Origin of the sequence: Streptomyces roseolus, assembly GCF_014649855.1 — a bacterium.
In the GTDB taxonomy this organism is placed as follows: Bacteria; Actinomycetota; Actinomycetes; order Streptomycetales; family Streptomycetaceae; genus Streptomyces; species Streptomyces roseolus.
Window position 1 is genome coordinate 41,296 of record NZ_BMTV01000029.1, and the last position, 21,687, is coordinate 62,982.

The 21,687-nt window shown below is 74.7% G+C and carries 19 protein-coding genes; 10 read left to right on the forward strand and 9 right to left on the reverse strand.

The window, feature by feature from the left end; translation table 11 throughout:
* Nucleotides 1–38 precede the first annotated feature (38 nt).
* Entirely contained in the window at nucleotides 39–1,037 is a 999-nt protein-coding gene (locus IE245_RS29180) for a TAXI family TRAP transporter solute-binding subunit (RefSeq protein WP_189952937.1), read from the reverse strand.
* Between the two features lie 547 nt (nucleotides 1,038–1,584).
* On the opposite strand from IE245_RS29180, the gene IE245_RS29185 reads away from it, so the two are divergent.
* Nucleotides 1,585–2,760 (forward strand): four-carbon acid sugar kinase family protein, encoded by a 1,176-nt coding sequence (locus IE245_RS29185; RefSeq protein WP_189952939.1) that lies wholly within the window; start codon nucleotides 1,585–1,587, stop codon nucleotides 2,758–2,760.
* Between the two features lie 4 nt (nucleotides 2,761–2,764).
* Here the strand turns inward: IE245_RS29185 and IE245_RS29190 are convergent, their stop codons facing one another.
* From IE245_RS29190 to IE245_RS29210, 5 genes are all read right to left on the reverse strand, one after another.
* Nucleotides 2,765–3,409 carry a response regulator transcription factor gene (locus IE245_RS29190; protein ID WP_189952941.1) on the reverse strand — a complete coding sequence of 215 codons (645 nt, stop codon included), beginning with the start codon at nucleotides 3,407–3,409 and terminating at the stop codon, nucleotides 2,765–2,767.
* Nucleotides 3,400–4,563 carry a sensor histidine kinase gene (locus tag IE245_RS29195; protein WP_189952943.1) on the reverse strand — a complete coding sequence of 388 codons (1,164 nt, stop codon included), beginning with the start codon at nucleotides 4,561–4,563 and terminating at the stop codon, nucleotides 3,400–3,402. Before IE245_RS29195 ends, IE245_RS29190 begins: the two co-directional genes overlap by 10 nt.
* A gap of 9 nt (nucleotides 4,564–4,572) precedes the next feature.
* Complete coding sequence (locus IE245_RS29200) at nucleotides 4,573–5,265, reverse strand: DedA family protein (RefSeq protein WP_189952945.1); 693 nt, start codon at nucleotides 5,263–5,265, stop codon at nucleotides 4,573–4,575.
* A 211-nt stretch (nucleotides 5,266–5,476) separates the two neighbouring features.
* A complete protein-coding gene (locus IE245_RS29205; RefSeq protein ID WP_189952947.1) occupies nucleotides 5,477–6,097 on the reverse strand; it encodes an isochorismatase family protein in 621 nt (206 codons plus the stop codon).
* Nucleotides 6,098–6,208: 111 nt separating this feature from the next.
* Complete coding sequence (locus IE245_RS29210; protein WP_189952949.1) at nucleotides 6,209–7,237, reverse strand: GlxA family transcriptional regulator; 1,029 nt, start codon at nucleotides 7,235–7,237, stop codon at nucleotides 6,209–6,211.
* A 174-nt stretch (nucleotides 7,238–7,411) separates the two neighbouring features.
* On the opposite strand from IE245_RS29210, the gene miaB reads away from it, so the two are divergent.
* Complete coding sequence (gene miaB / locus IE245_RS29215; protein ID WP_189953035.1) at nucleotides 7,412–8,905, forward strand: tRNA (N6-isopentenyl adenosine(37)-C2)-methylthiotransferase MiaB; 1,494 nt, start codon at nucleotides 7,412–7,414, stop codon at nucleotides 8,903–8,905.
* A 147-nt stretch (nucleotides 8,906–9,052) separates the two neighbouring features.
* Nucleotides 9,053–9,760, forward strand: coding sequence for a class III extradiol dioxygenase subunit B-like domain-containing protein (locus tag IE245_RS29220; RefSeq protein WP_189952951.1), 708 nt, complete (start codon nucleotides 9,053–9,055; stop codon nucleotides 9,758–9,760).
* Between the two features lie 31 nt (nucleotides 9,761–9,791).
* Here IE245_RS29220 and IE245_RS29225 read toward each other — a convergent pair whose 3' ends face one another.
* Together IE245_RS29225 and IE245_RS29230 are read right to left on the reverse strand one after the other, a co-directional pair.
* Nucleotides 9,792–10,073: an antitoxin gene (locus IE245_RS29225; RefSeq protein WP_189952953.1), complete on the reverse strand. Its 282-nt coding sequence runs from the start codon at nucleotides 10,071–10,073 to the stop codon at nucleotides 9,792–9,794.
* Between the two features lie 28 nt (nucleotides 10,074–10,101).
* Complete coding sequence (locus tag IE245_RS29230; protein WP_189952955.1) at nucleotides 10,102–10,269, reverse strand: hypothetical protein; 168 nt, start codon at nucleotides 10,267–10,269, stop codon at nucleotides 10,102–10,104.
* Nucleotides 10,270–10,573: 304 nt separating this feature from the next.
* Here IE245_RS29230 and miaA point away from each other — a divergent pair, with 304 nt between their 5' ends.
* The 6 genes from miaA (at nucleotide 10,574) to hflX (ending at nucleotide 18,663) form a co-directional block, all read left to right on the forward strand.
* Nucleotides 10,574–11,512 carry a tRNA (adenosine(37)-N6)-dimethylallyltransferase MiaA gene (gene miaA, locus IE245_RS29235; RefSeq protein ID WP_189952957.1) on the forward strand — a complete coding sequence of 313 codons (939 nt, stop codon included), beginning with the start codon at nucleotides 10,574–10,576 and terminating at the stop codon, nucleotides 11,510–11,512.
* 109 nt (nucleotides 11,513–11,621) lie between these two features.
* Nucleotides 11,622–12,071, forward strand: coding sequence for a hypothetical protein (locus tag IE245_RS29240; RefSeq protein ID WP_189953037.1), 450 nt, complete (start codon nucleotides 11,622–11,624; stop codon nucleotides 12,069–12,071).
* A 76-nt stretch (nucleotides 12,072–12,147) separates the two neighbouring features.
* Nucleotides 12,148–13,023, forward strand: a complete 876-nt coding sequence (gene dapF / locus IE245_RS29245) for a diaminopimelate epimerase (protein WP_189952959.1) — start codon at nucleotides 12,148–12,150, stop codon at nucleotides 13,021–13,023.
* A 214-nt stretch (nucleotides 13,024–13,237) separates the two neighbouring features.
* The gene (locus IE245_RS29250; protein ID WP_189952960.1) at nucleotides 13,238–15,373 is read left to right on the forward strand and encodes a RelA/SpoT family protein; all 2,136 of its coding nucleotides are present in this window, start codon (nucleotides 13,238–13,240) and stop codon (nucleotides 15,371–15,373) included.
* Nucleotides 15,374–15,458: 85 nt separating this feature from the next.
* Entirely contained in the window at nucleotides 15,459–17,009 is a 1,551-nt protein-coding gene (locus IE245_RS29255; RefSeq protein ID WP_189952962.1) for a M1 family metallopeptidase, read from the forward strand.
* Between the two features lie 160 nt (nucleotides 17,010–17,169).
* Nucleotides 17,170–18,663: a GTPase HflX gene (gene hflX / locus IE245_RS29260; RefSeq protein ID WP_189952964.1), complete on the forward strand. Its 1,494-nt coding sequence runs from the start codon at nucleotides 17,170–17,172 to the stop codon at nucleotides 18,661–18,663.
* A gap of 90 nt (nucleotides 18,664–18,753) precedes the next feature.
* Here the strand turns inward: hflX and IE245_RS29265 are convergent, their stop codons facing one another.
* On the reverse strand, nucleotides 18,754–19,932 hold the full coding sequence (locus tag IE245_RS29265; RefSeq protein ID WP_189952966.1) for a trypsin-like serine peptidase: 1,179 nt from the start codon (nucleotides 19,930–19,932) through the stop codon (nucleotides 18,754–18,756).
* Nucleotides 19,933–20,261: 329 nt separating this feature from the next.
* Here IE245_RS29265 and IE245_RS29270 point away from each other — a divergent pair, with 329 nt between their 5' ends.
* Nucleotides 20,262–21,686 carry a diaminobutyrate--2-oxoglutarate transaminase family protein gene (locus IE245_RS29270; protein ID WP_373305423.1) on the forward strand — a complete coding sequence of 475 codons (1,425 nt, stop codon included), beginning with the start codon at nucleotides 20,262–20,264 and terminating at the stop codon, nucleotides 21,684–21,686.
* Nucleotide 21,687 lies beyond the last annotated feature (1 nt).

The following is a 21,687-nucleotide window of genomic DNA, read 5'->3' on the forward strand; positions in this document are numbered from 1 at the left end:
GGCCGCGGCGCGGTCGGCGGAGGCGGAGCCCGTACGCGTCAGGGCTTGACCGAGCGGTAGTAGCGGCGGGCGCCGTCGTGGAGGGTGAGGGGCTCGGTGTAGACCGCCGTCCGCAGGTCCACCAGCTGGGCCGGGTGCACCTTGCTGCCGATGGCGTCCCGGCTGTCGATCACCGACCGGGTGAACCCCTCCACCAGGTCCGGATCGGCCTCCACCGTCGTCACCATCAGGTTCGCCACGGCCAGCGTCTCCACCTCCTGGCCGTTCTGCGCGGCCGCGTACGCGTCGGCCGGGATGACCGCCGAGCGGTAGTGCCGGGTCGAATCGCCGACGTCCCGCAGCGCCTTTACCAGCGGCGCGTCCATCGGGATCAGCCGGATCGGGGTCCGCTCCGACAGCGTCTGCACGGGCTGGGTCGGCAGCCCCCCGGACCAGAAGAAGGCGTCGATCCCGCCCTTCTCCAGCATCTCGGGCATCGAGTCGATGCCGACCGGCACCGCGGTCACGTCCAGGGACGTGGTGAGCCCGGCCGCCGCCAGCACCCGGTCCGCTATCAGCCGCACGCCGGAGCCGTCCTGCCCGACGCCCACCCGCAGTCCGCGCAGGTCGGAGACGCGTTGGGCGGTCGAGCCCTGGCGCACGACCAGCTGGACGTAGTCGTCGTAGAGCCGGGCGCAGCCGCGCAGCCGCTCGAATCCGGGCCGTCGGTCGCGGATGTACTGGGCGACGGCGTCGGCGGTCGCGACCGTGAAGTCGGCCTCGCCGGAGGCGACCCGCGCCAGGTTCTGCTGGGAGCCCTCGCTGTCCGTGAGCGTGACCGAGACCTCCGGGAGGTCCTTCGCCATGGCCTGCTTGAGCAGCGCGCCGTACTGCTGGTACACGCCGGTCGGGACGCCGGTGCTGAAGGTGATCGAACCGCTGGGCGCCGAGGCGCCGAACGGTGCCACCCACCACAGCAGCACCCCGCACACCACGGCCAGCGCGGCCGCGAGCGCGAGGACGCGGCGGCGGGCGGCGCGGGTGAGGGAGGCGAACATGCCATCGATCCTGCCAGGTGGCCGAGGCCCCTGGCCAGGGCGGCGGGGCGCGCGTGGCTGTGACGTCCGCTGCGCGGGGCGCACGCGCTGCGCCGAAGCGGTGAGCGGTTCCCGGCGGCGGGCTCCCGCCGTGTGTCCTGTCGTGGAGCCGGGGTCCCTGCGGCTAGCGTCGGGAGGCGCCCGGTGATCTTGAGGGCAGTCCCCTCTGCCCGCCCCTGGCCCCCTGCCGGGCGCTCGACCCACCTCTGTCCCGAGGGAGTTTTCGCATGCTCATGACACTGATGTCCGTTCTCGTCGTTCCCGCCGTCCGGTGGCCGCTGGACTGAGCGCGCCGCGCGGGCGAGGGTGGGGCGGTGCGCATTTCTCGGTAGCCGGGAAGCCGGGAAGCCGGGAAGCCGGGAAGCCGGGAAGCCGGGAAGCCCGGGGCCTGGGACCCTGAGCCTCCGAGGCCGCTGGGGCTCCGAGGGCCTCTGGGGCTCCGAGGCCCCGGAGCCCCGGAGTCCCGAGGTACGCGCTCCGCCCAGCCCGTACGACCGAGGAGCCGTCGATGCAGTCCGTCCCGCCCGTCACCCCACCCCGCGTCGCCGTCCTCGCCGACGACCTGACCAGCGCGGGGGACGGGGCGGCGCCGTTCCGCCGGGGCGGCCACCCGGCCCGCGTCCTGCTGTCCGGCAGCCCGCTCGCCGGGCACGGGCGGGAGGGCGGGGTGCTCGCCGTCGACCTCGGCGGCCGGCTCCTGGACGAGGCCGGAGCCGAGGCCCGCACCCGGGAGGCGGCCCGCGCCCTGTCCGGGGCGGGGCTGCTGCTCAAGACCGTCGACTCGACCCTCCGGGGCCATGTGGCCGCGGAGATCCGCGCCGCGCGCGAGGGCTCGGGGCGGCGCGCCGTGGTCGTCGCGCCCGCCTTCCCGGCCGAGGGGCGGACCACCCGCGACGGCGTGCAGTACGTGCGCGAAGTCCGCGTGGACGAAAGCGAGTTCGCCCGCGACCCCGCCCATCCCGTCCGTACGGCCGACCTCGCCCGTCTCCTCCCGGAAGCCGTCCGGGTCGACGCCGCCCGACCGGAGCTCCTCACCGAACGCGTCCCCTCCGGAGGCCTGTTCGTCTGCTCCGCCGCCACCGACGCCGACCGCGACCGGATCGTCGCCGCCGTCCCCGACCACGGGGCCGTCCTGTGGGTCGGCTCCCCGGGCCTCGCCGCCGCCCTCGCCCGTCACCACGCACTGCCCGGCGGAGGTGCGGACACGGGGGAACTCCCGCCCGCCGCACGCCCTCTGGTCGTCGTCGGCAGCGCCAACCCCGCCACCCGCCGGCAGCTCGCGCTGCTGGCCGGCCGGCCGGGAGCGGTGGCGGCCGTCGCGGCCGCGCCGCTGGAGACGGCCACCGACGCCCTCGTACGGATCATCCACACGCCGCACGAACGACGGGCGGACCCGGCGGAGTTGCCCCGGGAGCTCGCCGCGTCCGTGGCCGCGCTCGCCGCCCGCGCGCCCTTCGACGGGCTCGTGCTCACCGGCGGGGAGACCGCCGAGGCGGTGCTGCGCGCCCTCGGTGCCCACGGCATCGACCTCCACGACGAACCCGAGCCCGGCATCGCCCGCGGCACCCTGGCCGGTCCGGCCGGCGTGCCCCGCGTCCCCGTCGTCGTCAAGGCGGGCGGATTCGGCGACGACCGGACCCTGCTGCGCCTCCACGCCCTGCTGACCGGCGCCGGCCCGGCCTGACCGGTCACGCCTCCAGGTAACGCAGGACCGCGAGGATCCGGGGGCTGTGGCCCTCGGTCCCGCGCAGCTCCAGCTTGTCGAAGACCGCGTTGAGGTGCTTCTCCACCGCGCTCAGCGACAGGTGCAGCCGGCGGGCGATCGCCGTGTTCGTGCACCCCTCCGCGAGCACCTGGAGGACCTCCCGCTCGCGCGGGGTGAGCCGGGCCAGCGGATCGGCGTGCGCGCTGCGCACCACCAGCTGCCGTACGACCTCCGGGTCGATCGCCGCCCCGCCCGCGCGGACCCGCTCCAGCGCGTCGAGGAACTCCTCGACCTGCGCCACCCGGTCCTTCAGCAGATAGCCGACGCGCTCGGCGCCGGCGGCGAGCAGCCGGGCCGCGTAGCTGCGCTCGACGTGCTGCGAGAGGACCAGGACGCCCGTCCCGGGCAGCCGCTCGCGGATCGCGACGGCCGCCCGCAGTCCCTCGTCGGTGTGGGTCGGCGGCATCCGGATGTCCACGACGACCACGTCGGGCCGGAGCGCCTCCGTCTCGGCGACCAGCGTCACCGCGTCGCCGAACGCCCCGACGACCTCGTGCCCCTCCTCCGCGAGCAGCCGGGCCAGGCCCTCCCGCAGCAGGGCCGAGTCCTCGGCCAGGATCACACGCACGGCAGCTCCGCGACGATGGTGGTGGGTCCCCCGAGGGGGCTGTCGATCCGCAGGACGCCGTCGAGCGCGGCGACCCGCCCGCGCAGCCCGGTCAGGCCGCCGCCCGCCGGATCCGCGCCGCCCCGGCCGTCGTCCTCGACCCGCACGGTCAGCGGGCCGCCGGGCGCCCCCGCGACCCGCACCGAGACGGCCGAGGCGGCGGAGTGCTTGGCCGCGTTGGTGACGGCCTCGGAGACGACGAAATACGCCGCCGTCTCCACCGGCCGGGGAAGCGGGCCCGTCACCTCGTACGTGATCCGCAGCGGCAGCGCGCACCGCTGGGCGACGCCGCCGAGCGCCTCCTCCAGGCCGAGGCTGTCCAGCGCCGACGGGTACACCCGCCAGGCCACCTCGCGGAGTTCGGCCAGCACCTCCTGGGCCTCCCGGTGCGCCTGGCCGAGCAGCCCGGCCGCCCGCTCCGGATCGCGCCCGCCGCTCCTGCGGGCCCGTCCGATCAGCATGGCGAGCGCCACGAGCCGCTGCTGCACCCCGTCGTGGAGGTCCCGCTCGATCCGCCGCCGCTCCGCGTCCACGGCCCCCACGACGGCCGCCCGGCTCAGCGACAGCTCCTCGATCCGGCGGCGCAGCAGCTCCCGCTCCGACGGGCCGAAGAACTCCCGGGCCAGCCGGGCGTCCAGCGCGGTCAGCGCGAACAGCCCCTGGAGGCCCAGGAACAGCAGGACGCCCCCGAGGACCAGCTGCGTCAGCAGCTCCGCCGCCCCGATCGTCCCGCGCGCCACACCACCGGCCAGCAGCACCGCGAGCACCAGGCCGAACCCGAGCAGCGCGAGGACCACCGCGCACACGAGCCCCGTCGCGGACCGCACGGCCAGATACCGCGGGGCGTCGCCCTCCCCCTCGTGCGCCTCCGGGAACCGGTCGCCGAAGAAACGCTCCCGCCGCCTCCGCTCGACGCCCACGAGCCGTCGGGCCCCCGAGCCGAGCACCCCCAGCGCGTACGCCCGCGTCCACGGCCACAGCAGAAAGGCACCGAGCGCGCCCCCGGCCACCAGGAGGTACAGCAGCCCGAGCGGCGCCGTCAGGCACCCGGCCGTCACGCCCACGGCCCGCCGCCACCCGAACCGGCCCCCGCCGCCGCCCTGTTCCGCCTCCACGCGCCCAGCCTAGGGGCGGCGGTGTCGCGGCTCCGCGCCGCGTTTGCGGAGCCGGACCACGAGCCAGGTCGCGGCGGCGCCGAGGACCAGGACGAGGACGGCCTTGGAGACCACGCCCACGTACGCCTCGACCAGCTCCCAGCGGTCGCCGAGGGCGTAGCCGGCGAGGACCAGGACGCTGTTCCAGACGAGGCTGCCGACGGTGGTCAGCAGGAGGAAGAGGGGGACCGGCATCCGCTCCACCCCGGCCGGGACCGAGATGAGGCTGCGGAAGATCGGCACCATCCGGCCGAGGAGGACCGCCTTCGTGCCGTGCCGCCGGAACCACGCCTCGGTCCGCTCCAGGTCCGAGACCTTCACCAGCGGCAGCCGCGCCCACAGCGCGTGCATCCGCTCCCGGCCGAACAGCGCGCCGATCCCGTAGAGGGCGAGCGCGCCCACCACCGAGCCCAGCGTCGTCCAGAACAGCGCGGAGGCGAGGCTCAGCACGCCCTGCCCGGCGGCGAAGCCGGTCAACGGGAGGATCACCTCGCTCGGCAGCGGCGGGAAGAGGTTCTCCAGGGCGATGGCGACCCCCGCGCCCGGCCCGCCGAGGGTCTCGACGAGACCGGCGGCCCAGCCGGCGATGCCGCCGGCCGGACCGCCGGCACCGGCGGGCTCCTTGGCGAGAGCGGTCGCGAGAACGGTCGTGAGCGGTGTCATGAGCCCTCCATGGCCAGGGGGACGATTCCCCGAGAAGCCCCCGGCCGACCCGCCGGGGACCCTCCCCACGCTAGAAAGCCCAGCTCGAAGCCGGTATGCGCGTTACCGCCCGACGCCCCTGCGGAAAACCGCAGGGGCGATCGGCCCGGTCCCGGCCCGGCCCGGCCTGGTCCTGACACGGTCCCGGTCCCGACCCCGGCCCGGTCCCGGCTCAGGCCCGCAGGTCCGCCGCCGTCGGCACCACGACCGCGAAGACGTCCGTGAGGCCGGTCAGCGCGGCCCGCTTCAGCTCGGCGGCGGGCACGACCGTCCCGTCCGGCGCGGCGAGGGCGCGGGTGGCGGTCGCCTCGGCGACCACGGTCGGCCGGTAGCCGAGGTTGAAGGCGGCCTGGGCCGTGTAGTTGACGCACATGTGCGTCATGAACCCGGCGAGCACCAGCTCCTTCCCCTCGCCCGCCGCGAAGCCGAGGCCCGTCAGGACCTTCTCCAGGTCGGTGGCGTGGAAGGAGTTCGGGAAGTTCTTCACCACGACCGGCTCGCCCTCGACCGGGGCCACCTCGTCGCAGATCGCGCCGACCGGCGCCGTGAGGTCGTACGGGGAGCCCTCGCCGCTGTCGTGCTGGATGTGGACGACCGGAGCGCCGGCCGCGCGGGCCCGGGCCAGGAGCCGCGCCGCCTCGGCGACGGCCTCCTCGGCGCCTTCGAGGGCCATGACGCCGGAGCGGTAGGTGTTCTGGACGTCGATGAGGACGAGCGCCGCCTCGGAGAGCCGGGCCGGCTCGTCGCTCAGGCCGGAGAGGGCGCGGAGGGGAGTGGACGGAGTGCTGCTCATTTCTGAACCTTTCAGAGGAAAAGGGATGGTGTGCGGGCGTGACGAAGCCGCCCGTGGCGGGTGGGAAGAGACGGCAGGGGGCCGACGGGGAGGAAGGGGCGGGAGGGGCCGTCAGCCGGTCCCGGTGCGGAAACGCCGCCGGTACGCCGCCGGCGTCGTCGCGAGCTGCCGGCGGAAGGCCCGGTGCAGGGTCTCCACCGAACCGAGCCCCGCCCGCGCCGCCACCTCGGCGAGCGGCGCGTCCGAGGTCTCCAGGTGGCGCCGGGCCACCTCGATCCGGGCCGCCTCCACGTAGGCGGCGGGGCTCGTCCCCGTCTCCTGCGCGAAGACCCGGGCGAAGTGCCGCTCGCTCAGGCACATCCGGCCGGCGAGCCGTTCCGCGGACAGGTCCTCGTCGAGGTGGTCCGCGATCCAGAGCCGCAGCTCGTCGATGTCCCGCCGGCCGGCCGCCGGACGGCTCAGCGGCACCGAGAACTGGCTCTGGCCGCCCTGCCGCTTCAGGTACATGACGAGCTGCCGGGCCACCGCGAGCGCCGTCTCCTCGCCCAGGTCCTCCGCCACCAGGGCGAGGGACAGGTCGAGGCAGGCGCTGATCCCGGCCCCGGTCCACAGCCGCCCCCGGTCCGTCCGTACGAAGATCGGATCGGGGTCGACGGTGACCTCCGGGTGGTCGGCGGCCAGCTGCGCCGCCGTCGACCAGTGGGTCGTCGCGGACCTCCCGTCGAGCAGGCCGGCCGCGGCGAGCACGTGCGCGCCGACGCAGACCGACGCCACCCGCCGGGCGTGCGGCGCGGTCTCCCGCACCCAGCGCACCACCTCCGGGTCGAGCCGGGCGACGACCCCGCCGTCCTCGCCCGGGTCCACCGCCCCCGGCACCAGCAGGGTGTCGACGTCCGCGCCGACCTCGTCGAAGCCGAGGTCCGCGAGCAGCCGCACCCCCGCCGAGGTCCGCACCTCCCCGGCGCCGCCGGGCGCGGCGAGCCGCACCCGGTAGCGCTCGCCGCCCGTCTCCCGGTTGGCCAGCGAGAAGACCTCGGCGGGCCCGGTGACGTCGAGGAGGTCCACATCGGGAAAGACCGCGACGACGACCCGGTGCGCGGGGCGCGCCGCACGGGCCGCGGGGGAAGTGGTCTCGGACATGGCTCCACCTTCGCCCGCCCGGCCCATGACGGCAATGACGATTCCCTGTCACATCCGGACACCGGGGCCGGGCTCCGGCGTCCGGCCCGGACCCCGCGGCGGACCGCCTACTCTTGAAGACTCCACACCCTGGAAAACACGACCAGCAGCAGCGACCGGAGTCTCACAGTGGGCATCGAAGGACCGAAGACCTACGACATTCGCACCTACGGGTGTCAGATGAACGTCCACGACTCCGAACGGCTCTCCGGACTGCTGGAGGAGGCGGGCTACGTCCGCGCGCCCAAGGACGCCGACGGCGCCGACGTCGTCGTCTTCAACACCTGCGCGGTCCGCGAGAACGCCGACAACAAGCTGTACGGCAACCTCGGCCACCTGGCCCCGATGAAGACCGCCCGCCCCGGCATGCAGATCGCCGTCGGCGGCTGCCTGGCGCAGAAGGACCGCGACACCATCGTGAAGCGGGCCCCGTGGGTCGACGTGGTCTTCGGCACCCACAACATCGGCAAGCTGCCGGTCCTCCTGGAGCGCGCCCGCGTGCAGCAGGAGGCCCAGGTCGAGATCGCCGAGTCCCTGGAGGCCTTCCCCTCCACCCTGCCGACCCGCCGCGAGTCGGCGTACGCGGCCTGGGTCTCGATCTCGGTCGGCTGCAACAACACCTGCACCTTCTGCATCGTCCCCGCCCTGCGCGGCAAGGAGGAGGACCGCCGGCCCGGCGACATCCTCGCCGAGATCGAGGCGCTCGTCGCCGAGGGCGTCTCCGAGATCACCCTGCTCGGCCAGAACGTGAACGCGTACGGCTCCGACCTCGGCGACCGCGAGGCCTTCAGCAAGCTGCTGCGCGCCTGCGGCGCCATCGAGGGCCTGGAGCGGGTCCGCTTCACCTCCCCGCACCCGCGCGACTTCACCGACGACGTCATCGCCGCCATGGCCGAGACGCCGAACGTGATGCCGCAGCTGCACATGCCGCTCCAGTCCGGCTCGGACACCGTCCTCAGGGCCATGCGCCGCTCCTACCGCCAGGAGCGCTTCCTCGGGATCATCGAGAAGGTCCGCGCCGCGATCCCGCACGCCGCCATCTCCACCGACATCATCGTCGGCTTCCCCGGCGAGACCGAGGAGGACTTCGAGCAGACCATGCACGTGGTCCGCGAGGCCCGCTTCGCGAACGCCTTCACCTTCCAGTACTCCAAGCGCCCCGGCACCCCGGCCGCCGAGATGGAGGGGCAGATCCCCAAGGAGGTCGTGCAGGCCCGCTACGAGCGCCTGGTCGCCCTCCAGGAGGAGATCTCCTGGGACGAGAACAAGAAGCAGGTCGGCCGCACGCTGGAGGTCATGGTCGCCGAGGGCGAGGGCCGCAAGGACGGCACCACCCACCGCCTCTCCGGCCGCGCCCCCGACAACCGGCTCGTCCACTTCACCAAGCCCGACGAGGACGTCCGCCCCGGCGACGTGGTGACCGTAGAGATCACCTACGCCGCCCCGCACCACCTCCTCGCCGAAGGCCCCACCACCGCCGTCCGCCGCACCCGCGCGGGCGACGCCTGGGAGAAGCGCACCGCCGCGGCCGCCGCCAAGCCGGCCGGCGTCCTGCTCGGCCTCCCCGGGATCGGCGCCCCGGCCCCGCTCCCGGCCGCCGACGCCCCGGCCTGCGGCGTCGGCCACTGACGACCGCGGCCGAGGGGCCGCCGACCGGCCCGTGCCCGGGCCGGTGAGGGTTCGCGGCCGTGCCCGGGCCGCCCGCCGACGCCCCGGCCTGCGGGCGTCGGCCACTGACCCGCGCTCCTGCAGGGGCGGGGCAGTAGGCTGCGGATCATGCTTGTCGCCGCCGCCGTGTGCCCCTGCCCGCCGCTGCTCGTGCCCGAGGTCGCGAGCGGTGCCGCCCCCGAGCTGGACGCCGCGCGGGCGCACTGCGCGGACGCCCTCGGGGTGCTCGCCGCCGCCCGGCCCGACCGCCTGTACGTGGTCGGGGCGGCGTCCGGGGCCGCGTCGGGCGCCTTCCCGGCCGGCTCCGCCGGTTCCTTCGCCGGATTCGGCGCCGACCTCGCCGTGCGCCTCGGCGAGGGCCCCGGGGGCGACCGCGCGCTGCCGGCCTCGCTCGCCGTGGGCGCCTGGCTGCTCTCCCGTACCGGCGCGTCCGGCGCGGCCGTGGAGGGGCTCGGGGTCGCCGAGGAGGCCACCGCCGAGGAGTGCGCGGCCACCGGACGGCGGCTCGCCGCCTCGGCCGGGCGGGTCGCCCTGCTCGTCCTCGGTGACGGCAGCGCCTGCCGCACCGTGAAGGCCCCCGGTTACTTCGACGAGCGCGCCGCCGGTTTCGACGCCGAGGCCGCCCGGGTCCTGGGCTCCGCCGACGTACCCGGCGTCCTCGCGCTCGACGCCGGGCTCGCCCGGGAGCTGAAGGCCGCCGGGCGAGCCCCCTGGCAGGTCCTCGCGGGCGCCGCCGAGGGCGCGGGCCTGACCGGCCGCCTGCTCCACGAGGACGCGCCGTACGGCGTCGAGTACCTGGTCGCCGTCTGGTCCTGAGCCCGCGTCCGTCGTGCGGCCGAACGAACGCCTAGGCGGCCGGCGGCGGGGACGGGGGCGTGCCGTCAGGGCCGGGCCTGCCGTCGGTGCCGGGCCTGCCGTCGTCCTTGTGCCCCATCCGGTCGATGGCGTCCTTGGCCTTGCCCGTACCGGACTGGATCTTGTCGCTGTACTTGCCCTTGGTCTTCTCGTCGACGATCCTCGCCGCCTTCTCCAGGCCCTGGTCGATCTTGTCCCCGTGCTGCTGCGCGAGGTCCGAGACCTTGCCCTTGGCCGGGCCCAGCTTGGCCTTCAGTGAATCCAGGAAGCCCATGGGGCACCTCTCCGTCTCCGTGTCGTGCCTATGTGCGGGCGGCTTCCCCGGTCTCGCCGGCCGCGTCCGAACCGGCGTCCGCGGCGGTGCCGGCCGACTGCTGCCGGGGGATCTCCACGACCTCCGCGACGGTCTCCGTCGCCCCGGGGGCCTCGGCGGAGGACTTCGCCGGGGCGGTCGGTCCCGGGACGGCCACCCGCGTCACCGTCCCTTCCGCCCCGGGCCCGGGTTCCGCCTCGGACCCGGACTCCGATCCGGTTTCGGTGAGCTCCGTCGAGGCCTGCTCACCCGGCTCCTCCCTCGACTGCTTCTTCCGGCGAAACCTTGAGAAAACGCCCATATTCACTCCTCAGCCTACTCGTCAGGGGCTGCCGTGCGCGGGAACCACGGCCGGGAACGGCCGAGAACACGGCCGGAACCACGCACGGGCAACGAAGCCCCCGCCCCCGTGTCACGTCGCTCGTTCGGGGACGCCCCCGGAGGTTTGCGAGACTGGGACGGTGAGAAGCGCAGCTCCCGCCCCGCGGGTCATCGCCGTCGTCGGCCCCACGGCAGCCGGAAAGTCCGATCTGGGTGTGTTCCTGGCCCAGCAGCTCGGCGGCGAGGTCGTCAACGCCGACTCGATGCAGCTCTACCGCGGGATGGACATCGGCACCGCCAAACTGACGCCGGAGGAGCGCGGCGGCGTCCCGCACCACCTCCTCGACATCTGGGACGTCACCGAGGCCGCCAGCGTCGCCGAGTACCAGCGCCTCGCCCGCGCCGAGATCGACCGGCTGCTCGCCGAGGGCCGCACCCCCGTGCTCGTCGGCGGATCCGGCCTGTACGTACGCGGCGCCGTGGACGCCCTGGAGTTCCCCGGCACCGACCCCGCGATCCGGGCCCGCCTGGAGGCGGAGCTGGAGGAGCGCGGCTCCGGCCTCCTGCACGCCCGCCTGGCCGCCGCCGACCCCGAGGCGGCCCGCGCGATCCTCCCCGGCAACGGCCGCCGCATCGTCCGCGCCCTGGAGGTCATCGAGATCACCGGCAAGCCCTTCACGGCGAACCTCCCGAGCCACGAGTCCGTCTACGACACCGTCCAGATCGGCGTCGACGTCGCCCGCCCCGAACTCGACGAGCGCATCGCCACCCGCGTGGACCGCATGTGGGAGGCCGGGCTGGTCGACGAGGTCCGCGCCCTGGAGGCGCTCGGACTGCGCGAGGGCCGCACGGCCTCCCGCGCTCTCGGCTACCAACAGGTGCTCGCGGCGCTCGCGGGGGAGTGCACCGAGGACGAGGCGCGCGCCGAGACCGTGCGCGCCACCAAGCGCTTCGCCCGCCGCCAGGACTCGTGGTTCCGCCGCGACCCGCGCGTCCACTGGCTCAGCGGGGCCGCCGATCACCGCGGGGAACTCCCCGGGGAGGCGCTGTCGTTGGTCGAACGAGCGGTTACAGCCTGATCACGTGATGGCATCGGGACGCCCTGGCCGTCATTTCCGCGGTCGGGAGCGTGCCATCATCGAGCATCGATCGACCAAGGTGGAGTCCGAGTGGGGAGGGCGCGTGGCGATGGAGGCCGGCCCTCGCGACAGAGAACAGCACGAGGCGGTCCCCGGGAGCGCCCCGGGGCTGACCCCCGACGGTCCCGACGACGCCGAGGGCTCCGCGGTCGAGATCGCCGACGAGGTCGAGGTCGAGCTGCGCCCGCGGCGACTGCTGAGGTTCTGGCAGCTCGCCCCGATCGTGGGGCTCGCCGCCGTCGGCTCGCTGATGTTCGCCTTCCCGCTCGCCTTCGGCTCCGGGGACGCCGGCGCGGTCGTCGCCATGCTGGGGCTCCTCATCAGCTTCTGCGCCGCGGGCTGGGGCGTCATGGCAGCCCGCAGGGTCGGCCACACCTGGCCGGGGCTGCCGCAGCGCGGCTCCGGCGAGCGGCCGGACTGGCGGGTCCTCGCCCTGTACGTGACGTCCATCGCGGCCCTCGTCGCCCTCGCCGTCTGGCGCGTCGCCCGCCTCCGCTGAGCCGTGCGAGCCCGTCGCCCGGCCGCCCCGTGGACGACCGGAACGGGCGTCCGGGCGGCACCGTACAGTTGATCCCGTGACCAGCACGCAGACCACCCCGCTCCGTTACCTCAAGGGCCACGGCACCGAGAACGACTTCGTGATCGTCCCCGACGCGGAGAACGAGATCGACCTGCCCCCCGCGCTCGTCGCCCGGCTCTGCGACCGCCGCGCCGGCCTCGGCGGCGACGGCGTGCTGCACGTCGTCCGCAGCGCCGCCCACCCCGACGCCCGCGCCATGGCCGACGAGGCCGAGTGGTTCATGGACTACCGCAACGCCGACGGCACGGTCGCCGAGATGTGCGGCAACGGCGTCCGGGTCTTCGCCCGCTACCTGGAGCACGCCGGCCACGTCACCGCCGGCGAGGTCGCCGTCGCCACCCGGGGCGGCGTCAAGCGCGTCCACCTCGACAAGGACGGCTCCGTCACCGTCTCCATGGGCCGCGCCGTCCTCCCCGAGGAGGGCGTCACGGTCGCCGTCGACGGCCGCAGCTGGTCCGCGCGGAACGTGAACATGGGCAATCCGCACGCGGTCGCCTTCGTCGAGGACCTCGCGCACGCGGGCACGCTCTACGACGAGCCGCCGTACGAGCCCGCGTCGGTCTACCCGGACGGGGTCAACATCGAGTTCGTGGTGGACCGGGGCCCCCGCCACGTCGCCATGCGGGTGCACGAGCGCGGCGCCTCCGAGACCCGCTCCTGCGGCACCGGCGCCTGCGCCGTGGCCGTCGCCACCGCCCGCCGCGACGGGACCGACCCGGCCGTGACCGGCGCCCCCGTCACGTACACCGTGGACGTCCTCGGCGGCACCCTGGTCATCACCGAGCACCCCGACGGCGGCATCGAGATGACCGGTCCTGCCGTCATCGTCGCCGAGGGCACCCTGGAGCCCTCCTGGCTCGCCGCCGGCTGAGCCGCCGGCCCCGTCCTGCCGGCACCGCCCCGGCGGCCCGTCCCGGCGGTCCAATCGAAACTGTCAACGACTCTCGTGTCGCTCGAATGGGTGATCCGTTTCACGCTGGGCGAGAGCGGGACTGCACCGCGTGGTGGGGTCGGTAGCATCAAGCACCGGCCCCCCGGGCTCTCCTCGCCCGTCCACCGCCGGTCGACGCCGCCGGAGGTGCCCCATGAGCGCAGAGGCCACGAACCCCGTGAGCGCGGCCGAGACGGCCGCCACCGACCCCCGCGTCCGCAGGCGCGCACGCGCCCGGCTCGACCTGCGCAGGATCGGCCGCGCGGCCCTGCTCGGCGCCACCGCGGGCCCCGCCCCGCGCGACCGGCTGCCGGACGCCATCAGCCACGTCGCCGAGGCGCACCGCGCCCACCACCCCGAGGCCGACCTCACGGTGCTGCGCCGGGCGTACGTGCTCGCCGAGTCCTCGCACCGCGGCCAGTTCCGCAAGAGCGGCGAGCCGTACATCACCCACCCGCTCGCCGTCACCCTCATCCTCGCCGAGCTGGGCGCCGAGACCACCACCCTGACCGCCTCCCTCCTCCACGACACCGTCGAGGACACCGAGGTGACGCTCGATCAGGTCCGCAGGGAGTTCGGCGACGAGGTCGCGTACCTCGTCGACGGCGTCACCAAGGTGGAGAAGATCGACTACGGCGCCGCCGCCGAACCCGAGACCTTCCGCAAGATGCTCGTCGCCACCGGCGACGACGTCCGCGTCATGTCCATCAAACTCGCCGACCGGCTGCACAACATGCGCACCCTCGGCGTGATGCGGCCCGAGAAACAGGCCCGCATCGCCAAGGTCACCCGCGACGTCCTCATCCCGCTCGCCGAACGGCTCGGCGTGCAGGCCCTCAAGACCGAACTGGAGGACCTGGTCTTCGCCATCCTCCACCCCGAGGAGTACGAGGCCACCCGCGCGCTCATCGCCGAGGCCACCGGCTCCGGATCGCCGGACGCGCTCGCCGCCGTCGCCGAACAGGTCGGCACCGTCCTGCGCGAGGCGGACATCGCCGCCGAAGTCCTGGTCCGGCCCCGCCACTTCGTCTCCGTCCACCGCGTCCGGCTCAAGCGCGGCGAGCTGCGCGGCTGCGACTTCGGACGGCTCCTCGTCCTCGTCGCCGAGGACGCCGACTGCTACGCCGTCCTCGGCGAGCTGCACACCTGCTTCACCCCGCTGATCTCGGAGTTCAAGGACTTCATCGCGGCCCCCAAGTTCAACCTGTACCAGTCGCTGCACACCGCGATCGCCGCCCCCGACGGGGCCGTCGCGGAGGTCCTGATCCGCACCCACCGCATGCACAAGGTCGCCGAGGCGGGCGTCGTGGCCCTCGGCAGCCCCCTCGGGGCGGCCCCGGAGGGCGTCGACCCGTCCGAGACCGCCGAGGACGGAGAGCGCACCGACCCCACCCGCCCCGGCTGGCTCGCCCGCCTCCTCGACTGGCAGGAGTCCGCGCCCGACCCCGACACCTTCTGGAGCTCGCTGCGCGCCGACCTCGCCGAGGACCACGAGATCACCGTCTTCCGCGCCGACGGCGGAACCCTCGGCCTGCCCGCCGGCTCCACCTGCGTCGACGCCGCCTACGCCCAGCACGGCGCGGCCGCCCACACCTGCCTCGGCGCCCGCGTCAACGGCCGCCTCGCGCCCCTGGGCACCGTCCTCTCCGACGGCGACACCGTGCAGCTGCTCCTCGCACAGGACGCCGGCTCCGGGCCCTCCCCGGAGTGGCTGGACCACGCCCGTACCCCGGCCGCGCGGATCGCGATCACCGCCTGGCTCCAGGCGCACCCGGAGGCCGCCGCCCCGCCCGCCGCGGCCCCCCGCCCGCCGCTCAGCGTCGCCGCCGACCGCCGCTCCGGCGCCGAGCTCCACGCCGACCTCGACGACGCCCCCGCCACCCCGGTCCGGCCGGCCGGCTGCTGCACCCCCGTGCCCCCCGACGACATCACCGGCTTCCGGGTCAGGGGCGGCGCCGTCACCGCGCACCGCACGGGCTGTCCGGCCGTGGACGTCATGCGCCGCCTCGGCCGCGCCGCCGTCCCCGTGCGCTGGGGCGACGCCGCCCACTGCCGGGTCACGCTGGTAGCCGAATCGTTCGGCCGCCCCGGCCTGCTCGCCGACCTCACCGAGGCCATCGCCACCGCCGGCGCCGAGGTGGTCTCCGCCACCGTCGAGCCGCCGAGCGAGCAGCGGGTCCGCCACACCTACACCCTGCAGCTGGCCGACGCCGCCGCGCTCCCCGCCCTCATGCGCGCCATGCGCGAGGTCCCCGGCGTGTACGACGTGGCCCGGACCCACCGCCTCTGATCCTCCCGCCCGCGGGTGACACCTTCGGGTGGCGGCCGAGCGCGTCGGCCCGGGGAGCGGGCCCGGGCCCTGGTAGCCCTGGCCCATGGCGCACACTTCCCCGCCCCGCCCGCCTGCCCCCACCACCGGCGCCCCCGGCGCCGACGCCCCCGCGACCGGGGCCCCGCCCGCCCCCCGGCGACCGCGCCGGAGTCCCTGGCTGCGGACCGCCGGGCTCGTCGCCGCCGGCGCCGGACTGGTCGCCGCGACCGTGCCCGCCCCCACCCCGCTCGGCATCGGCGACCCGCTCTTCCCCCACCTCGGGAACCCGGGGTACGACGTCCTCGCCTACGAGATCGACCTCACCTACTCCGGTGTGAACACCGAGCCGCTGGCCGCCGTCACCCGCGTCGACGCCCTCGCCACCGCCGACCTCGACCGGCTCCACCTCGACTTCACGCACGGCACGGTCTCCGGCGTCACCGTCGACGGCGTACCGGCCGGTTTCGCGACCGGCGGCGAGGACCTGGTCGTCACCCCCGTCGTGCCGATCGACGCCGGCGAGGCCGTCACCGTGACCGTCCGCCACACCAGCGACCCCCGCGGCCCCGCCGCGAGCGGCGGCTGGGTGCGCACCTCCGACGGCCTCGCCATGGCCAACCAGGCCGACGCCGCCCACCGCGTCTTCCCGTCCAACGACCACCCCTCCGACAAGGCCGCCTTCACCTTCCGGATCACCGCCCCGAGCGAGCTGACGGCCGTCGCCAACGGCCTGCCCGCCGGCCGTGACGACAACGGCGCCACCACCACCTGGACCTACCGCGTCCACCACCCCATGGCCACCGAACTCGCCCAGGTCTCCATCGGCCGCTCCGCCGTCCTCCACCGCACCGGGCCGCGCGGCCTCCCGATCCGGGACGTGGTCCGCGCCCAGGACCGGGAGACCATGGAGCCCTGGCTGCGCAGGACCCCCGGCCACCTGGAGTGGATGGAGGGCAAGGTCGGCCCGTACCCCTTCGAGACGTACGGCGTGCTGATCGCCGACGCCACCACCGGCTTCGAGCTGGAGACCCAGACCCTCTCCCTCTTCGAACGGCGCCTCTTCACCGACCCCCGCTTCCCCGAGTGGTACGTGGACGCCGTCATGGTCCACGAGCTGGCCCACCAGTGGTTCGGCGACAGCGTCTCCCCGCGCACCTGGTCCGACCTGTGGCTCAACGAGGGGCACGCCAGCTGGTACGAGGCGCTGTACGCCGACGAGACGGCCGGCAAGTCCCTGGAGAAGCGGATGAAGGCCGCGTACGCCGCCTCCGACGGCTGGCGCGCCGACGGCGGGCCCCCGGCGGCGCCCCGCCCGCCCGCGCCCGGGCAGAAGATCAGCCTCTTCCGGCCCGTCGTCTACGACGGCAGCGCGCTCGTCCTCTACGCCCTGCGGGAGACCGTCGGCGCCGACGCCTTCGACCGGCTCCAGCGGCGCTGGGTCGCCGCCCACCGGGACGGCACCGCCGCCACCGCCGACTTCACGGCCCTCGCGGAGCAGGTCTCCGGGCAGGACCTCGACGCCTTCTTCGACGGGTGGCTGTACGGGGAGAAGACCCCGCCGATGCCCGGCCACCCGGACTGGCGCTCCCTTCCCGCACGGGACGCCGCCCGCTGAGGAAACCCGGGTGACGGCCGCCCGGCCGCCGTGTCACCATTTTCAGGTCGGCGACGCGGCCGCGCGGGGAGTTCCCCGCGCTCCGGGAACCCTGCGGGAATCTTCCGGGGCCGCCGCGCGTTGTCACCGACATCATCGTTCCAACCGACGTAAGGATCCAATGACCTCCTCTTCTTCCCCTTCCCAGGACGAGCAGAGCTTCGCGCAGTCGCGCCGCACCGAGAGCCTTCGGGCCGATGCCCTGATGGAAGAGGACGTCGCCTGGAGCCACGAGATCGACGGAGAGCGGGACGGCGAGCAGTTCGACCGCTCCGAGCGCGCGGCCCTGCGTCGTGTCGTCGGCCTCTCCACCGAGCTCGAGGACGTCACCGAGGTCGAGTACCGGCAGCTGCGCCTGGAGCGCGTCGTGCTCGTCGGCGTCTGGACCTCGGGGACCGTGCGGGACGCCGAGAACTCCCTGGCGGAGCTCGCGGCCCTCGCCGAGACGGCGGGTGCCCTCGTCCTCGACGGCGTGATCCAGCGCCGCGACAAGCCCGACCCGGCCACCTTCATCGGTTCCGGCAAGGCCCAGGAGCTCCGGGACATCGTCGTCGAGTCCGGCGCCGACACCGTCGTCTGCGACGGCGAGCTCAGCCCCGGCCAGCTCATCGCCCTCGAAGACGTCGTCAAGGTCAAGGTGGTCGACCGGACCGCCCTGATCCTCGACATCTTCGCCCAGCACGCCAAGTCCCGAGAGGGCAAGGCGCAGGTCGCCCTCGCGCAGATGCAGTACATGCTGCCGCGCCTGCGCGGCTGGGGCCAGTCGCTCTCCCGGCAGATGGGTGGCGGCGGCGGTGGCGGCATGGCCACCCGCGGTCCCGGTGAGACCAAGATCGAGACCGACCGGCGCCGCATCCGCGAGAAGATGGCGAAGATGCGCCGGGAGATCGCCGAGATGAAGACCGGCCGTGACATCAAGCGGCAGGAGCGGCGCCGCCACAAGGTGCCGTCGGTCGCCATCGCCGGATACACCAACGCCGGCAAGTCCTCCCTGCTCAACCGCCTCACGGGCGCCGGAGTCCTGGTGGAGAACGCCCTGTTCGCCACCCTCGACCCGACCGTCCGCCGGGCCGAGACGCCGTCCGGCCGGGTCTACACCCTGGCCGACACCGTCGGCTTCGTCCGGCACCTGCCGCACCACCTGGTCGAGGCGTTCCGCTCCACCATGGAGGAGGTCGCCGACGCCGACCTCATCCTGCACGTGGTGGACGGCTCGCACCCCGCCCCGGAGGAGCAGCTGGCCGCCGTGCGCGAGGTCTTCCGGGACGTCGGCGCGGGCGACGTGCCGGAGATCGTGATCGTCAACAAGGCCGACGCGGCCGACCCGCTGGTCCTCCAGCGGCTGCTCCGCGTCGAGAAGCACTCCATGGCCGTCTCCGCCCGCTCGGGCGAGGGCATCGAGGAGCTGCTCGCCCTGATCGACCGCGAGCTGCCGCGCCCGGAGGTGGAGATCGAGGTCCTCCTGCCGTACACGCAGGGCGGTCTCGTCTCCCGCGTCCACGCCGAGGGCGAGATGCTCTCCGAGGAGCACACCCCCGAGGGCACGCTGGTCAAGGCCCGGGTGCACGAGGAGCTGGCGGCGGCGCTCGCGCCGTACGTCCCCGCCGCGCACTGAGCCGACGGCAAGGCGCCACGAAGGGGGCGGGACCGATCCGGTCCCGCCCCCTTCCTCACGTGCCCGCGGCTCTCTCCGCGAGCGTGCCGCCTACCGGCCGGCGTACTTCTTGCTGACCTCGTCGAAGATCGCCTTGGCCTCGGCGCCGAGTCGGGGACCCGCCAGCCAGCCGGCCGTCGACGGGCCGATCGAGGTGTTCGACACCAGCGCCGGCTTGCCGTCCCGGCCCTGCGCGATCCAGCCGCCACCGGACGAACCGGCCGTCATCGTGCAGCCGATGCGGTACATCGTCGGCTGCTCCGCCTTCAGCGAGAGCCGGCCCGGCTCGTCCGCGCACCGGAACATCTTCTGGCCGTCGAACGGCGGCGCCGCCGGGTAGCCGGTGGCCGTCATGGCCTTGATCTTCGGCACGGCCGGGGCGTTGAACTCGACCGGCAGGGCCGTACCGACCGTCTCCTCCAGGGACTTGCCGGACGAACCCTTCTCCGGGGTGACCTGGATGACCGCGAAGTCGTACGGGGCACCCGCGCCGCCGGTGGACGCGCCCTGCGCGATCCACTCGTCGGAGGTCTTCACCCAGTCCGCCCACCACACGCCGTACGGGGCGATCTGCTCGCGCGTCGCCTTCTCCAGCGCGGAGGTCTCCATCGCGGCGTCGTTGTAGGAGGGGACGAAGGCGATGTTGCGGTACCAGCCGCCCTCCTTGCCCTTGTGGACGCAGTGGCCGGCCGTCCACACCAGGTTGGACTTGCCGGGGTGGGCCGGGTCCTTCACCACGGTGGCCGAGCAGACCATCGAACCGTCGGGACCGTCGAAGAACACCTTTCCGGACGCGGGCGAGTTCGCGTGGTACTTCGCCGGCACCGGCTGCGCCTTCACCGGGTCCGGCGTCGGGTCGGTGACGCCCTCGTCACCGGAGATGTCCTCCTCCTCGACCGGGCGCGGCTCGGGACGCTCGGCGTCCCGCATCCGGTCCGGGTCCCAGAGGTCCTCGATGATCGGGTTGACGAAGTCCTTCGCCTCGCGAAGCCACTTGTCCTTGTCCCAGTTCTTCCACTCGCCGTCGCGCCACTTGTCGAGATCGATCCCGTGGTCCTTCAGCCGCTGCTTCAGGTCCTCCGGAATCTTGATCTTGTCGACCGGGTTCTCGCTCACCGGCGCGCTGGGCTTGTCTCCTGCGTTCTCCTCGGTCGGGCCACAGGCCGTCGCGGTGAGCGTCAGCGCCGCGACGGCGGACGCCGCCATCAGCAGCGGACGAATCGATCGCATCTCGTGATCCCCCTGGGACTACGTCAACTGGTGCATTTCCGGGCTTCGGTCGCACTCGCGTCCGACCGGACGCGGGAACGACGGCCCCCACTATGCCGGTGCCGGAGGGGACGGTACGCGCCCCGGCGGCGGTTCCGGAGCCGGTGCGGCCGTTGTCATGCCGTGATCCGGGACACGCCAAGGATCTTGCCCCCGGCCCGTGTTCCCCGGCAGTTCCCGTCGTTGGTACGGGCGGGGGACACAACGGCGGCGCTCGGAGCGGCCTTCGAGCACGCCCGGACGCCCCGTCGATGTGCAACGCAACCGTTATCGCGGGAGGACAGCGAGCCGTGGCCGTTACCGAATCAGCTTCAGCCACCGCCCCGACCCGGCGGGGGTACGGGACGGCGGCGGGAGGCGGGTACGAGGCGATCCTGCGGCGGCAGGCCCAGCGCGAGTCCGCCGCCCGCACCTACGCCCGCTCGCTGCCGATCGTCCCGGTCCGTGCCCGCGGCCTGACCATCGAGGGCGCCGACGGCCGCCGCTACCTCGACTGCCTCTCCGGCGCCGGCACCCTCGCGCTCGGCCACAACCACCCCGTCGTCCTCGAAGCCATCCGCAAGGTCCTCGAATCCGGCGCCCCCCTCCACGTCCTCGACCTCGCCACCCCCGTCAAGGACGCCTTCACCTCCGAGCTCTTCGCCACCCTCCCCCCGGAGCTCGCCGCCGACGCGCGCGTCCAGTTCTGCGGACCCGCCGGCACCGACGCCGTCGAGGCCGCCCTCAAGCTGGTCCGCACCGCCACCGGACGCCGCGGCCTCTTCGCCTTCACCGGCGCCTACCACGGGATGACCGCCGGGGCCCTCGCCGTCTCGGGCGGCGCCGAGGACGTCCGCGTCACCCGCCTCCCGTACCCGCAGTCGTACCGCTGTCCCTACGGCATCGGCGGCGAGCGCGGCGCCGAACTCTCCGCCCGGTGGACCGAGTCCCTCCTCGACGACCCCAAGAGCGGCGTCACCACCCCGGCCGGGATGATCGTGGAGGCCGTCCAGGGCGAGGGCGGCGTCCTCCCCGCACCCGACGCCTGGCTGCGCCGCATGCGGAGCATCACCGCCCGGCACTCCGTCCCCCTCGTCGTCGACGAGGTCCAGACCGGGGTCGGGCGCACCGGAACCTTCTGGGCGGTCGAACACAGCGGCGTCGTCCCCGACGTGATGGTCCTCTCCAAGGCCATCGGCGGCTCCCTCCCGCTCGCCGTCGTCGTGTACCGCTCCGGGCTCGACGCCTGGGAGCCGGGCGCCCACGCCGGCACCTTCCGCGGCAACCAGCTCGCCATGGCCGCCGGCACCGCCACCCTCGCGTACGTCCGCGAGAACCGGCTCGCCGACCGGGCCGCCACCCTCGGCGCCCGCATGCTCGGCCGCCTCCAGGGGCTCCAGGCCGCGCACCCCTGCGTCGGCGACGTCCGGGGCCGCGGCCTCATGATCGGCGTCGAGCTCGTCGACCCCGAGGCCGCGGGACCCGACGACGCCGTCCCGCCCGCCGCCCCGGCCCTCGCCCGAGCCGTCCGGGAGGAATGCCTCGCCCGCGGACTCATCGTCGAGCTCGGCGGCCGCCACTCCGCCGTCGTACGGCTCCTCCCGCCGCTCACCCTCACCGACGAGCAGGCCACCGCCGTCCTCGACCGCTTCGCCGACGCCCTCGCCGCCGCCGAACGGGCCCACGTCCCCAGGCCGCCCGCCCCCCACAGGCCCGCCCCCGGACCGTCCCACTGAC